Origin of the sequence: Aminobacter anthyllidis, assembly GCF_018555685.1 — a bacterium.
Taxonomy (GTDB): domain Bacteria; phylum Pseudomonadota; class Alphaproteobacteria; order Rhizobiales; family Rhizobiaceae; genus Aminobacter; species Aminobacter anthyllidis.
On record NZ_JAFLWW010000001.1, the window covers coordinates 404,829 to 418,133 of the forward strand.

A 13,305-nucleotide genomic window follows, 5' to 3' on the forward strand; every position below is an offset into this window, starting at 1 on the left:
CTCAGTCCTCCATTGCGAGCGAGTAGGCGCTGACGACATCAAATGGCGAGATGCGGAGTTTGTCCAAGACGGTGAGCAGCGCCGCTTCGGCGTCCCTACGGGTTGGCTTTGTGACGACCATAGTCAGCGTCTCAATCTCATGGTCGGCCCTCATTCTGGCGTGGACTTGATAGCGCATGGCTCAGGCCTCCACCCCGCGAATGTCCTTGCGCCATTCGACTTCAGGCGGGACGTACTCGCCACCCGAGGTCCAAGCGCCCACGTCGAGGACGTCGAGGTGCTGGGGCTCTTCGCGGGGATAGGTTTTCCGCCATTCGTCGAGGTCGACACGAACGATGTCGGAGTAGCCTGTCTCGCCGTCAGGATCAGGTAGGGTGCCCTGATGGTCATAGCTGATGACCCTGCCGGTGTTGGCGCTGACCGTGAGTTCACCCCATGATCCAGCGATGCAGACGGTTTTGATCTTCGCGACCATGGTTCATTCTCCTGCGTTGAGCTTGTCGACAGCCGCGTTGATCTCGGCTTGCGTGTCGCCAGTGGTGATGATTTTGAGGCTCGCGGCCTTGTAGCCTTGGTCGCGGTAGTAGCGCCGCTCGGCTTCGACTGTGGCTCGGCTGTAGTCGCCGAACTCGATCTTCCACGGCGCGTTGCGTCCGTCCCGTGCCAGTAGCGTATGGTACATGCGGCTAGTCATGGTCATGCTCCTGTTGGTTAAGGCTGGCCAGCCACGCCCTGATGGGCACCACGCGGTACCGCTCGGAGCGGACGAACTGGCACAATTCGAAGTTGAAGGTTTCCATCACGGGCTTGCCGGTGGTGCGGCAGACGATGACCCAGCTGGCGTCAATCATGGCGCTTCTCCGGTATAGGTTTGGGACTAGCGAGAAGCGGGGAGGACGAGCGGGTCAGTGATGACCAGATGGCCGTTGGCGCGGACCATCACGTTCTTGCCGTGACAATCGAGGGTGCCATAGACGGCGACGTGTTCGAGGAAGTTGAGCCCGACGCAAACCGCGCGGCCACCCCAAGACGTTCCCCAGCTTGCGGTTGCGTTGTCGATGCCACTGATAGCCTCGCGGTGCGCCTTGCTCTTCGCCTTCTGGCACCGCTCGACGATGGCGACGTAGGTGCCGCCGCTCAGTTCATTGACCCACGCCGAGTGATAGACCTTGAGCGCATAGCGGGACTGCGTGGTCTTGGTGGCCTCGACGTAGTTCATGAAGCCGTCCTGCCAGCGGCTCTTGATCCACGCCTTGGAACTGACGACCTGACCGACCTTGATGACGATCCCCGGCGCGGCCTTGTGTGCCATGCAGGTGGCGAAAGCGCCTGACCCAACCGAGGACCACCCAGCGGCCCTTAGGGTCTTGACGATGACGTCACGGCTCTTGGTCTTGGTGTCGATGGCGGCCAGTGCGGCCTTGGCGGCAGTGATGGACTTGCGGACGGACATGGGAATGCTCGCGGTATAGGATTGGTTGTGGTGTTGGGTGCCTATCGAAGACACCCCGTTAACGTGGACATTAGCCCACGACGAAACCTGTGGTGTCCCTACGGGCAGGGCCCTTGGCATAGAGACCCACGATGACACCCTTGGGGTCAGTGAAGCGCATGTCGGTTTCGTCGCCGTCGATGACAGGCCGCACCTCTTGGAAGATGCCGTAGCCCCGAGCGGCGTGGGCGTCCCTGAGTTCCTTGGTGCGGTAGACCACAGCGACGTTGATGCCGGTTTCCCGCATTGCCGTCTGGACAGCCATTGAGTAGGCGGGATGGGCGTTGCTGTAGCTCAGCGTCAGCGCATAGTTGGCTGGCAGCTTGCGATAGGCTCGCTTGTAGACCTTGGTGTAATCGTAGAATTGCACCTCAGGGAAAGCGTGGAAGATGCTGTCATACTCACCCACCCACGGACCGAACTCAGTGTCGAAGTCGGTGGTGCGGTAGACCGGATGCCCGAACTCCCATTGGATATCGCTGGTGCCATTGAGGCGCACCGCTGGCTTGACGCCCTTGCGTTCGCAGTACCGCACAAAGGCTTCGATGTTCTTGACCAACTCGGCCATGAACGCGGCTCGATGCTTGAAGTACCGCTGCGTCTTGGCGATCCTTGCCTTGACGATTGAATTGAAGATGGCAGCGCGGCCAGCCTTGGACAGGCAACCCTCCTCGCACCCTGCTTGCCCTGCCATGGGACACACGTTGCCCATGAGGGACTGAGAGGCTGGCGCTAGGTACATGATGGCCGTCTCATAGACGCCAGCCTTGTCACCCTTGATGGTCTTGGCGTTGCCGCCAGAGCGAATGAGGGAACCGTTGAACATGGTCACTCCGATAGCGTAGGGAATTGGACATAGCTCCGCCGTCAGCCTGGAGGTGACGGACGGTGAGACTACAGAAACCCAAGGACCCCTTGGGCTTGTATAGTCCCACCACTTGGTCTGCGTGGTAGGAGATCACAGCATTCGAGGCGCTACCCTCTTAGGACGATGCTGCTCCGCCCGATGACTTGACGCTTTGTCATCCGCGCCCCGTTTATGGTCTTAGGTGACCTATTCAGTTTTCAAAGAACCCGGCGAGGCTCTAAGCGCTTGTTAGCGCGGTGACCCGTTCGCCGCTCGGCGTCTCCGCCGTTGTTTGAAAGCTAGTTCGCTTCGTTTCCGTTGTCAATCCGTTATCGTGGTGATTTTGTCAGCCTGTCGTGCTTTCCAGTGTCGCCGCCCTGTCGCCGCAGCAGTCGGGATATTGGGTCAACCAGTGAGCCGGTGGCTAGATCACCAAGAGCAGGAAGCCCTAGGGAAACTTGCGCATCTTCGCTTGTCAAAGAACAGGAACCCGGAGGGAACCCCGAGGCCCGGAGGCCCCGTCGATCTCGTTTCCTTGACCGTGACCAAACATTAGAACGCCCCATTTCCGAAGTCAACACGATAACGGAGAGAAATCGAAAAAATGTGTAGGCCCCTGAGGTGTTCCCAAGCGGGATAGGAACGCGGTCGCGCCCTAGTACCGTATATGAGCGCCGCTTTTTGGCGCGGCTGGCCGGTGGAAACTGGGGTGTCCCCAAGGTGGAAAAATGTGGGAGGGAACATGAGGGAACAAATAATTCAGAGATGGAATGAGCATTCCGCCTTGGGGATCACCTGTTATCCCTAGGTATTCTGTCCTAATCAGGGCTGATCAGATGTAGTATCCAATCTAAGTCCAATTATATCAATGAGTTAGGCTGATAGTGTGCCCGATGTTGTGCCCAAGGCTGGCGCGTATAGGGGCTTTACCGGAGGGAAACCTAGGGGGCACGGGGGGCAGGGGCTACCTGGGTATACGTATATGGGGATACAGATTTTTCGCAAAAAGGTCGCGGGTCCCTTTGGGTCCCCGAGGGTACCTGCAGGGCCCACAGCTGCCCAGGGAGAGGCATGGGAGGGATAATCGGTAGTAGGTAGCCTGGGAGACTGAAGGCTCCCTGTGGGCCTCTACGGTACCGTGGAGACTCTCTGGTTGACTGAGGATTCCCACGGGGGCTAACAGTCGATCTTGAACCGATCTAGCGATCCTCGACCGATCTAGCGATCTTAAACCAAGGGATGAATGAGAATGAAGAAACTGCTGGTCTCCGCCATGGTCCTGGTGAGCGCAGCGCTGGGAACCCAGGGTGCCCTCGGGGCCTCCGTGGATAAGCGGGTGGAGGCTTGTGTGGCTCGCTGCGTGGACATCGGGGGGTATCACCCTGTCCAGTGCAAGCAGACCTGTGAGGAGGAAGCAGAGAGGAGAGCAGAGGAGGAGGACTAGAAGTAGTCCACCTAGGGACCTTGAGGAGACCTAAGGTACCTATAGGTTATCTATAGGGTACCTTAGGGTATATCTATGGGAAACCGGAGGGAGGGTAGTTTGTCTCTCTCCAGTAGTAGGACTTAATTATCCACCGCCCCAGAGCAGCCTTTCAGTCATGTTGAAGTGGGCATTGAGAGGCGATTGGTGGAACGTATCCAGCTGGGCCCTGAGCCACTCCTCGTGGTTCTTGGAGGCCACCTTCTGGGCGTCCTGGTTCATCAGGTCGACAAAGAAGCCAACCAGCATGGACAGAGCGTCCACACGGTCGTCGAACCGCAGGGCGTCCTTCTGGCGGCAGATGTGGGTCATCTGGTGGAACAGCGACTTGTGCTGCCGGATCATGCCTTCGTACTTCTGGATCGAGTCCTCGTCTTCCCTGAGGACCTCGGGGTCCACGATCAGGCGGTGCTGGGACACGGTAGGCTCCAGAACGTCCAGGATGCGCATCTCCTTCATGGTGGTGGAGCGCACTTCCTCGATAGCTGCGGAGACCCCATGGCGAGCCAGGACCGGCTCCAGGAGACGAGCGAACATGCCGTCGCCGAAGTTGCTCTCGATGACGATGGTCTGGATGCGGTGAACCTTGGCGATCTTCGCGAGGGTGTCGAGGGTCTCGGGCTCATAGCCACCCTGGAGGCCACCGGCCTTGGGAAGCCAGATGTTACCCGCGAGGTGGTAGCCGACAGCGTAGCCGGTCTCGTCCTTGCCTCGGCCCGAGGGGTCGATGGACATGACGCGGTGCTGGTATTCAAGCCACTCCTGGGAATGCCCCGCAGCGGCATATAGCCGGTCACCAGCCATGCCGTTGTTCGGGAGGTCCCTGAGTTCCCTATCGGGGTTCGGGAGCCAGTACACGTCGACTGGGGCCTTCGCCGGGGGCACCGCCATGACGATCAAGTTCTTGAGCTTGAGCGGGTAGCGCTCTTCGTCCGAGAGCTTGGTGTTCAGCATGAACTGCAGCTGGTAACCAGCGGCCCCGTACTCGGCGCGGCGGGTGATCAGTTCATCCTCGTCGAAGCGCTCAGGGTCCGTGGGGGCCCCGTACATCGCCCGGGTGAACATCTTCATCACGCGGGGTGCCAATTCATTGCCGTAGGCGTGGACCTCTTCCAGGGTCGGTACCTGGGCTGGCCAGATGCGCTTGGTGAACGTCTCGGGTAGCTTGTTGTAGATCGAGTCCTCGGTCTGCGGGGTGCCGAGGTAGATGATGCGAGCCACAGAGAACTCGTCATCCTTCGGCTTCAGAATGGCCGAGTATTCCTTGGTCTTCTCAATGAGCAGATCGCGAGCGGCAATCGTCATGGAGTTGTTCATGACCTCCACGTCATCCGAGACGATGATGTTGGCGCGACCACCGGTCAGCTGACTGTCGATGCCCTTGGCGAAAACCGAGGGGGTCTGGTCGGGGATGGCAGGACCAACGTCGAACTCGACGCGCGAGGAGCGCTGGTTCGGCTTGGGCTTCAGATGCGCCAACTCAGGGATCATCTGGATCAGGGACATCGTGAACGTCACGAAGTTGTCCGCTCGGTTCTTAGAAGCCGAGACGACCATGATCTTGACCTGGGGATTGCAGTAGAGGCACCACAGGACGAAGGCGGAGGTAATGAAGGACTTGCCGACCCCTCGGAACGCCTCGATACAAATCTTGTCGGGGCCGTGCTGAAGGAAGTGGGCGATGTCGTACTGGGTAGGTGTGGGATCAGGAAGGTTGATGTACTTCCAGATCAGCCAGAGGAACTTGCGGAAGTCCTGCTTTAGCGGATCGGCTGCGGTGTCTGCTGTCGATGCGAGCAGAGCTTTCTTGAGGGACATGGGGGAACTGCGGGGGAACGGGCAGGGAGCCCCGCTGGGCGCGTTCTAGGAGGCCTCGGGACACTTGGGTCACCCAGGCGGGAACGGCCCTCAGCGGGGCTGCAGGAGTCAGTGAGCGACGTGTTCGTCGTCGTCAGTAAAGGAGGGGAACTGCTCGGCCAGTGAGGTCACGCCGGGGTTCTTCGACATCTGCGCTTCGATGCCATTGTCCTTGAGGAACTTGATGGCATTCGAGAAGTCGGCGGCGGTAGCGTCACCTGCCTTGATGCGGTCCAGAAGCTCCTGCGCGACGGTACCGTGCAGAAGCTCCATGAGGTCTTTGGTGGCCGAGGACATCAGCCGTCTTCCTTGGTCGGGGGCTTGCGGAGCGCCTGGACGATCTTGATGGCCGACAGGACGATACCGAGGGTGGTGAGGATGGCCGTCAGCACGATGTTGACGTTGGCCAGGATGGGGGCCCACCAGGGGGCCGTGACAGCCGCGCCGATGAGGCCGGTGGTCTGCGAGGATTCGGTGATCACTTCTTAAGCCTTCCGATCACGGCCTTGGCACCGTCGATAGCGAACACAGCCAGGAGGATTTCTCCTGCCCATTCGTCGAACGGCGCGGGAAGCGGGTGGACGGTCCAGCCCCACTGGGGGACCGCCGACACGAAGTTCAGACAGGCCCAATGGAACCCAAGAGGGACCACGAAGAACAGCTGGAACCACCACGTCCGACCAACCATCAGATTGGTTTTGGCGTTGATGTAGGTGCGAGTTACCTCGGCCTTGATCTCTTCCTTCTTGGTCTCGTCATCCATACGGTGTTCGATGGTGTCGAGGAGGCGGTCGAGCGTACCGCCCGTGAGCCACCCGAGAATGGTCTTAAACATTAGAAGGTCGCTTTGATGATGGTGAGGATCAGGCGCAGGAGGCCTGAAGGTTTCTTGGGGGTCGGCGGGGCGAAGGTGTCGACCACGACTACCGGGGCAACGCCCGTGTCGATCAGGACAGCGCCACCGGTTCGACCGGACAGCCTCAGGGCCTTCTCGTACTTGAGGGCGATACGGCCGATTTCGTCGTCCCGGTCGGTGCCGTTGACGATCCTGCGAGCCGCCTTGAACTCAGCGAAGTCTGCCTCGTCACTTTCATCGACATCGTCGAGGTAGTCGGCCAGCTTCTTGCCGGTGAACATGCCGCGTTCCATGCCTTCGAAGATGATCTTCACGGCAGTTTCGGCGACCATGGCGAGGTCAGGGTTGGCGTAGAGGTCGATGCCGAGCCAGTCGCCCATCTTCTTGTAGTTGAAGTCCCAGGTCAGCTGCACATAGCCGCGACCGTAGTAGACCTTGCCGGTCCTGGGGTCCCTGACGCCGTACTTGCGGCCCTTACCCTTGCCGTACTCGGCGATGGGCTTGAGGGTCCAAGCGGTCTCCCAGGTTGCCGTGGCGAGGATGTAGGCGAGGGACTCGTTGCCGGTGAGGCGCTTGTCACCTTCGGCGATCAGGAGTTCGAGCCCGTGGACCTGAGCGCCACTGAGCTTACCGTCGAACAGCGCCGCACGGATGCTGTCGAAGAATGCCTTCTTATTCATTGGATTTAGGGGGATGGGTGGAGGAGCCGCCCCAGGAGAAACCCAGGACGGCTTAGGAATTAGAGGTCTGCGGCCCAGAGCCAGAGCGTGTCGATCTGCTCAGGAGTGAGTGAGAAGACAACACCGATCTGGTCGATCAGAGGGTGCAAGCGCCGGAAGGATGTCGCGTGTTTCCACTCGATAAGACCCTCAGGGGAACCTGCGAGCGCCGCGTCAACCTCCGCTTCGGCCACATCAATGGAGATAAGGCCCAAGCGAATCTGACGTGAACTGAGGTCAGGCATAAGAGCCCGCAGTTCCTCAGGGGTTGGCTGGGAAACAGGGGCGGGGATGAAAACGCCATTGATGTTGTCGTAGGTGTCACCGATCTTGGCCGAAGTATTTTCAACCAGGAGGTGGTCGACGATGGTGAAACCCTCGTTCGCGAGGATCACATTTACGACCTTCAGGGAAGTGTCGATTACTGCATATTTGGCCATTAGCCGATTACCCTTACAATGCACTTGCCAGCGGCACCTGGGCCCTGGTTGGCACCACCACCGCCGCCGGGCACCTGGGGAGGAGGATTGTTTGAGCCGCCGCCGCCGTTACCGCCGCGCTGGCTGATGCCCTGGTTGTTGGCGGCAAAGCCACCAGCGCCACCGCCACCGCCATAGAAGGCGTCACCGCCCTTGAAGGCCGAACCGTTGGTCGACCCGCCGCCACCGCCACCGCCGCCGTAGTGATTGGCCGTGCCACCTGCAGTTTGAGGAGCGCCACCCGCAGCGCCGCCGCCAAGGTGACCACCGCCGCCGCCAGCGCCAGGACTGGAGCCAGCACCGTTGGCACCCGCGCTGGTCGTACCGCCGCCGCCGCCTCCTGCAGCCATGGTCGAGCCTGTCGTCTGGACGCCAGCGCCGCCGCCATAGGCATAGAGGTACGTGCCGAAGGAGGATGCACCACCCTGGGAGTTCACCGCGCCACCCGCGCCGATGGTAACGGCCACTGTTGCTGGAAGGTCCCCGGCTCTGAACGCATAAGTGTTGTAGCCACCGCCACCGCCACCCGCGCTGCCCCATTGGGCACCGTTGTACTGGCCCCCGCCGCCGCCGCCACCCCACAGTTCAACCTCGACGATTGCCTCAGCGGAGATACCGGTCGGCTTGGTCCAGGTTCCCGAGACAAGGAACGAGGCGGAGTAGAGCTTAGTGCCATCCGTGATGCCGTATCCCGACATCGTGGTGGGCTTGGAAGTCAACGAGGCAAACGTGTGAGAGTGGCTGACAGTCGCGTACAGCGTGTCGAAGTAGGTCTTAAGGGTCGCCTTGAGGTTCCCCCAGGTCAGCTTCTTCATCACCCACGACGCGGCGCTGTCCACGAGACCCAGGAGGTCGTTATCGACAGGCGTGGTCTTGCCGGTAGCTTCGAAGATTTGCTCGTCAGCCGGGGACACCGAGACGACCGCAGCTTCTGCAGCGATCTTCGCAGCGAGAGCCGCAGCCGCCGAGGAGGCCGCAGATGCTGAGCTAGACGAGGCGCTGTCAGCCGAGCTGGTCGCCGAGGAGGCCTTGGTGGTGGCCGTGGCCGCACTCGTGGCAGCTTCGGACGCCTTGGTCCCTGCAGTGGTCGCAGAGCCAGCCGCAGCAGCCGCAGAGGTCGCAGCCTCGGACGCCTTGGTGGTTGCCGTGGCAGCAGAGCCAGCCGCAGCGGTAGCCGAAGCCGAAGCCTCGGTTGCCTTGGTGGTGGCCGTATTCTTGGACGTGTTCGCCGAGGTGGCCGAAGCCGCAGCAGCAGCAGCCGAGGCAGCAGCCGCATCACGGGACGCAGCGGCCTGTCCAGCGAAGCCAGAGCCAACATCTTCGGCCCAGCCCTTGGTCACGACATCAGACGCGGCGACCGGAGTGGCGACATTGGAGACCTTGAGGCCCTTGGCGTCCCAGTGGCCATCAGCGCCCTTGGCGATGGCAGCTTCAGCGACCTCTTCGGCCACCATGAGGGACTGCCAGAAGGAGGCATTGAGGTCGTCGTCGACGAGGATGGACCCATCGGCGTATGTGTTGATGAGGGTGTCCTTCGGGGTATCACGGTAGATCACGAGTTCCCCAACGGGGGCCGGGGTGATCACCACAGTGAACGTGTCGGAGAACGAGAGCGGGACCGAAGTCCCGTTCAACGTTGCCTTCACGAACGACTGGGAGAGATACTCAAAGGGAATTGCATATGAGGTCCGTCCCCCGATTTCGTCGGGGAACAGAATGCTCACAGGATTCGCCATTTCTCAGTTCATGGGGTTATCGCAAAGATTTCATCCAGAGAGCGGGGGAGACCCCGGGTACGCTGCACGTCGCCAGCGAGTGCCTTGACGGCACCCACGGTGGGATCGAGCGGTTCTGGTGAAAGAGTAGGTGTGCCATAGCGGCTCCCTTCGAAGATCGAGGGGTCCACCATGAGGTTGTCGGCGAGGTAGTCCTTGGCGTTCTTGGTGAAAACGCCGTGGATGGTCTTGAAGACCTTGGCCCGGGCGTCCGCCGTCAGGTTCTGGTAACCAGGTGAAGCGATGGTCCGCCGCAGGGCGGCCTCCAGGTTCTCACCCTTCCTGACCACCACGGTTCCGATGTCGATCCGGTCACCCACGGAGCCCGTGGTCTTCTGGATGTCAGCGGAAGCGGTCCCCTTGTAGAGGAGATCGCGGTAGCGGTCGTAGGCATTGGCACCATCCTTGGTCTTCATCTCGGTGAGCGACGGAGTGTCATTCCCGAAGAGCCAGTCGATGGTCCCCGGCTGGACGCCGAGGTTCTTCCAGAATGCCTTGTCGTACACTTCGGTTGGCCCAGGGGCCCTGAGGCCCAGGTCGCCAGCCCTGTTCAGGAGCGTGTACTCCCTGAAGAGCAGGTCGTCCGTGCGGACATCCTTGGTGTTCATCGGGTCGAGACCACGATGCTTGTCGACCAGGGGCTGGCCCAGGAAGTTGAGGCGCTGATAGCCGGTGTGGAAGCCAGCTGATGCCAGGACCTCGTTGAGGAAGCCTTGCGCCGAGTGCTGCGACCAGTCCCCGGTGACCATGCCCGAGTTTTTCCCGGCGACCCTGAGGGCAGCTGGGGTGAACTGCTTGGCGTAGTTCTCGGAGAGCTTGACGAGGGCCCGTGGGTCCCCTTCCTTCGCCACGTTGACCAAGGCGTCCCAAACGTCGCCGACGCCACGGAAGGCTGCGGCATCGGACATCAAGGACCACGACAGGACACCAAGGGCCGAGCCGTAGGTGGCTGCGAACTCATAGGCGCTGTCATTGGCCGCGACGTAGTTGCCGTCCTTCATCTGCAGTTCGTTCTCCCGCTGCATGTCCTTGATCGTGCCGAGGAGCAGCAGGGGCGCACTGAAGGGGAGGAGGCGGGTTAGGTCGATTGCCTTACCGCCGACGATCAGGGAGGACGCGGGGTACTCCTGCTGTTCAGCCTGTTTGGCGTCCCAGCTGCGGAACCCTGAGGGACCGGTGATGTCGATGGTGCCCGACTGCATCAGGGCCCAGCCACCGGCCATGGTCATATAACCGAGGCGCTGGCGACCGATCGCTCGCTGTTGGGCGGCGAGGCCGTTGCTGCCGGTGAAGTCGTCGAGGAACTTCGTCAGTCCCACCACCTTCGAACCGTACTTGGTTCGGGCGAGGGGCTTTAGGAGAACCGAGGGGATCGGTTGGATCGACTGGAACGAGTTGGAGCCGATGTTGACCAGGGTGCGCCAGAAGGGCACCGCGATACCGGCCATCACGTTGATGACGGGGTTCTTGTGCTGCCTGAAGTTGTCCACGGCCTGGGCGAGGCGGCCCGTCCCGTAGCGGGTATCGAAGACCGACTGCCATGCGGTGGATTGCACGTCCAGGCGGAGAGCGGCGTCCTTGAAGGAACCATCGGGGTTGAACTGCTTCTGGGCGTACTCCAGGGCCATCTTCTTGGCCTGGGGCTTGGTGGCCCCCTGCTTCAGCGCCAGTTCGAGACCATCAGCATAGGCGAGCCCAGCGCCCCTTAGGGCCTTGGAGGCTTCCGAGGATGCGATGGACAGGGTGCTGGCGAAATCCCACAGACGATAGAACACATACCGTGCCCACTTCCCCTCATTGGCGAGGGTCGTGTAGTCGCGGGTCAGGTCGAAGCCGAGGAGGCTCGCGCCGTTGGCCCTCTGAGCGTCGGCGACATCGAAGTCGTCCATGACGCCCTTGCCCTGCACGAAGGACTTCTTGAAGGTGTCCCAGGTGCGCCCGAGTGCCGTGCCGTAGCCGAGGTATTCCCGGTAGGCTCGCCCAATGTTGCCCCGGAGGACATGCTGGGTGATCGGCAGGGAGGCATTCTGGATCGTGTTGGATAGGGCTTCCAGGAAGGAGGTCGATGGCTGGCCCAGCATGGCGCTGTTGCGCATGTCGTTGAGCCACCGCATGAAGGAGCCCTCAAGGTGTTCCCGCTCAGCCTTGGTGAGCTTCGCGAGCTTGTTGTGCTTGAGGTTGTCCAGGACACCGGCTCGGGCCTTATCGAACTCGTCGAACATGAGGTTCAATTCGCTCAGGACCTTGAGCGGGTCGTAGCCCATCTCCTTCAGGTTCAGCATCTTCGACGACATGAACTCAGCCTTGGACGAGAATAGCGTGTAGCCCTTCTCGCGGAGTTCCTTGGCCAGTTCCGCCTCGCCGTCCTTGAGGGACGCCAAGACGCTATCGTCGAACTTCACGCCCTTGCGGGTCAGGAAGGCGTATGCCGAGGAATGGCCGATGTTGCGCCACTCTTCCGCCAGCTTGACCTTGTTCGCGTGGAAGTCCTCAGCGAGTTCCTTCCAGGCCACCTTGGTCTGTATCGACGGGTCTTCCCGGATGCGCTCCAGGATCACTTCGAAGTTCTTCTCGAGCCGGTCCAGGGATGCCCTGAGGACCGAGGTCTTGTAGACGTGACCGACAGTGGCCGCGTCGGGCATCTTGTCGATCTCCCGGGACAGCTTGATCACTGCCTCGTAGTTGCCAGCGTTCACGGCCTTCATGACCTGTTCGCTGTGGGCGGCATACTTGCTGTAGGCCGGGCCTTCCTCGAAACCCTTGAGGTGCTGACGGAGACCGACATTCACCTCTTTGGAGCGGTTGAGGTCGCGCTGGATGGGCCCGAGCGTCTCCTGACGCCACGCCTGGACTTCCTCGGGGGTCGCCGGGGTCTCCACAGGAGCCGTGCCGGTCTCCTTCTCGTAGATGCGCTGCGCCACCTTCTCCCTGGCGGCGGCCTTGGTGATCACCTCAGCTTCGACCTGGGGCGGCACTTCGTCCACTGCGCGGATCGCGGTGTTCTCTAGGGCCTTAGTGGCTGATGACGTGGCACCTTCGGTGTCCCTGAGGTTAACCCCGAGTTCGTCGCCCATCTGCTTGAGGGCGTTCATGTCGACGAAGCCACTGGGGACTTCCTTGACCAGCCGGTAGACCTTGGCGATGCCGTGGCCGAGACCAGCGGTCGCGAGGTCGACGATCAGGTTGGACGCCATGTTCTTGAAGGCACGGGTGTCCGCGTCGTCTTCGTCCTGGATCACCAGGATGTCAGGCGTCCAGTTGTCGGCATAGTCATTGGCGAGGTTGGCCACGTTGTCCTCGTCCCCAAAGGTCAGGGTCGAGATACCGGCACCGACGACACCACCAGCGATGACGCCACCAGCGGCGACACCACCGGCAACCGCAGGAGCGGCCTGACCGGCTACCTCTGCGATCTTCTCGCCAACGTCACGCTCGGTGTCGAACACAGGGTTCTGAGCGCGGCCCACGGCATCTTGGACGAACTGGCCAGCATCTTCGCTGACTAGCTTCTTGGTGGCCCAGCCAGCGGCTTCACCCACGCCACGGACAGCGGCTTGGCCGAGCTTGAGGTTATAGGTGAGGGCGTTGACGACAGGGTTGTCGAACATTCCACCCGAACCCATGGGGTTACGGATGATGGCTTCGACCTCCTCTCGGGGGAGACCGGAGAGGGCGGTGAAGTCGTCGACTGCGTTCGGATACTGGTCGGGGTTCTCTCGAACGGCCTTAACGAGATCAGCGGACGGGAGGTAAGTCCCGTTCTCTTGCGGGACCCAAGGGGAGGTCTGTTCCATATG

Annotated in this window: 14 protein-coding genes; all 14 read right to left on the reverse strand. The window is 61.2% G+C overall.

What is annotated here, in order from left to right; translation table 11 throughout:
- Position 1 precedes the first annotated feature (1 nt).
- The 14 genes from J1C56_RS02245 to J1C56_RS02310 all read right to left on the reverse strand — a co-directional run bounded on the left by J1C56_RS02245 (position 2) and on the right by J1C56_RS02310 (position 13,302).
- Complete coding sequence (locus tag J1C56_RS02245; RefSeq protein WP_214385592.1) at positions 2–178, reverse strand: hypothetical protein; 177 nt, start codon at positions 176–178, stop codon at positions 2–4.
- 3 nt (positions 179–181) lie between these two features.
- Positions 182–475 carry a hypothetical protein gene (locus J1C56_RS02250; protein ID WP_214385594.1) on the reverse strand — a complete coding sequence of 98 codons (294 nt, stop codon included), beginning with the start codon at positions 473–475 and terminating at the stop codon, positions 182–184.
- A gap of 3 nt (positions 476–478) precedes the next feature.
- The gene (locus J1C56_RS02255; protein WP_214385596.1) at positions 479–694 is read right to left on the reverse strand and encodes a hypothetical protein; all 216 of its coding nucleotides are present in this window, start codon (positions 692–694) and stop codon (positions 479–481) included.
- Positions 687–851 (reverse strand): hypothetical protein, encoded by a 165-nt coding sequence (locus tag J1C56_RS02260; protein WP_214385598.1) that lies wholly within the window; start codon positions 849–851, stop codon positions 687–689. Before J1C56_RS02260 ends, J1C56_RS02255 begins: the two co-directional genes overlap by 8 nt.
- Before the next feature lie 26 nt (positions 852–877).
- Entirely contained in the window at positions 878–1,453 is a 576-nt protein-coding gene (locus J1C56_RS02265; protein WP_214385600.1) for a hypothetical protein, read from the reverse strand.
- A gap of 70 nt (positions 1,454–1,523) precedes the next feature.
- Entirely contained in the window at positions 1,524–2,318 is a 795-nt protein-coding gene (locus J1C56_RS02270; RefSeq protein ID WP_214385602.1) for a GP88 family protein, read from the reverse strand.
- A 1,591-nt stretch (positions 2,319–3,909) separates the two neighbouring features.
- Positions 3,910–5,640, reverse strand: coding sequence for a phage terminase large subunit (terL, locus tag J1C56_RS02275; protein WP_214385604.1), 1,731 nt, complete (start codon positions 5,638–5,640; stop codon positions 3,910–3,912).
- A 108-nt stretch (positions 5,641–5,748) separates the two neighbouring features.
- Entirely contained in the window at positions 5,749–5,976 is a 228-nt protein-coding gene (locus J1C56_RS02280) for a hypothetical protein (RefSeq protein ID WP_214385607.1), read from the reverse strand.
- Positions 5,976–6,161: a hypothetical protein gene (locus tag J1C56_RS02285; RefSeq protein ID WP_214385608.1), complete on the reverse strand. Its 186-nt coding sequence runs from the start codon at positions 6,159–6,161 to the stop codon at positions 5,976–5,978. The genes J1C56_RS02280 and J1C56_RS02285 overlap by 1 nt, the downstream gene beginning before the upstream one ends.
- Positions 6,158–6,514 carry a hypothetical protein gene (locus tag J1C56_RS02290; protein WP_214385610.1) on the reverse strand — a complete coding sequence of 119 codons (357 nt, stop codon included), beginning with the start codon at positions 6,512–6,514 and terminating at the stop codon, positions 6,158–6,160. The genes J1C56_RS02285 and J1C56_RS02290 overlap by 4 nt, the downstream gene beginning before the upstream one ends.
- A complete protein-coding gene (locus tag J1C56_RS02295; RefSeq protein ID WP_214385612.1) occupies positions 6,514–7,215 on the reverse strand; it encodes a glycoside hydrolase family 19 protein in 702 nt (233 codons plus the stop codon). Before J1C56_RS02295 ends, J1C56_RS02290 begins: the two co-directional genes overlap by 1 nt.
- Positions 7,216–7,274: 59 nt before the next feature.
- A complete protein-coding gene (locus J1C56_RS02300) occupies positions 7,275–7,694 on the reverse strand; it encodes a hypothetical protein (protein WP_214385614.1) in 420 nt (139 codons plus the stop codon).
- Complete coding sequence (locus tag J1C56_RS02305) at positions 7,694–9,469, reverse strand: phage tail fiber domain-containing protein (protein WP_246591065.1); 1,776 nt, start codon at positions 9,467–9,469, stop codon at positions 7,694–7,696. Before J1C56_RS02305 ends, J1C56_RS02300 begins: the two co-directional genes overlap by 1 nt.
- Positions 9,470–9,477: 8 nt before the next feature.
- Positions 9,478–13,302, reverse strand: coding sequence for a hypothetical protein (locus J1C56_RS02310; protein WP_214385618.1), 3,825 nt, complete (start codon positions 13,300–13,302; stop codon positions 9,478–9,480).
- Positions 13,303–13,305 lie beyond the last annotated feature (3 nt).

What these genes read in the sequence shown, in the direction of transcription:
- J1C56_RS02245 (WP_214385592.1), bottom strand. Translation starts at nt 178, where the DNA reads ATGCGCTATCAAGTCCACGCCAGAATGAGGGCCGACCATGAGATTGAG.
- J1C56_RS02250 (WP_214385594.1), bottom strand. Translation starts at nt 475, where the DNA reads ATGGTCGCGAAGATCAAAACCGTCTGCATCGCTGGATCATGGGGTGAA.
- J1C56_RS02255 (WP_214385596.1), bottom strand. Translation starts at nt 694, where the DNA reads ATGACTAGCCGCATGTACCATACGCTACTGGCACGGGACGGACGCAAC.
- J1C56_RS02260 (WP_214385598.1), bottom strand. Translation starts at nt 851, where the DNA reads ATGATTGACGCCAGCTGGGTCATCGTCTGCCGCACCACCGGCAAGCCC.
- J1C56_RS02265 (WP_214385600.1), bottom strand. Translation starts at nt 1,453, where the DNA reads ATGTCCGTCCGCAAGTCCATCACTGCCGCCAAGGCCGCACTGGCCGCC.
- J1C56_RS02270 (WP_214385602.1), bottom strand. Translation starts at nt 2,318, where the DNA reads ATGTTCAACGGTTCCCTCATTCGCTCTGGCGGCAACGCCAAGACCATC.
- terL (WP_214385604.1), bottom strand. Translation starts at nt 5,640, where the DNA reads ATGTCCCTCAAGAAAGCTCTGCTCGCATCGACAGCAGACACCGCAGCC.
- J1C56_RS02280 (WP_214385607.1), bottom strand. Translation starts at nt 5,976, where the DNA reads ATGTCCTCGGCCACCAAAGACCTCATGGAGCTTCTGCACGGTACCGTC.
- J1C56_RS02290 (WP_214385610.1), bottom strand. Translation starts at nt 6,514, where the DNA reads ATGTTTAAGACCATTCTCGGGTGGCTCACGGGCGGTACGCTCGACCGC.
- J1C56_RS02295 (WP_214385612.1), bottom strand. Translation starts at nt 7,215, where the DNA reads ATGAATAAGAAGGCATTCTTCGACAGCATCCGTGCGGCGCTGTTCGAC.
- J1C56_RS02300 (WP_214385614.1), bottom strand. Translation starts at nt 7,694, where the DNA reads ATGGCCAAATATGCAGTAATCGACACTTCCCTGAAGGTCGTAAATGTG.
- J1C56_RS02305 (WP_246591065.1), bottom strand. Translation starts at nt 9,469, where the DNA reads ATGGCGAATCCTGTGAGCATTCTGTTCCCCGACGAAATCGGGGGACGG.
- J1C56_RS02310 (WP_214385618.1), bottom strand. Translation starts at nt 13,302, where the DNA reads ATGGAACAGACCTCCCCTTGGGTCCCGCAAGAGAACGGGACTTACCTC.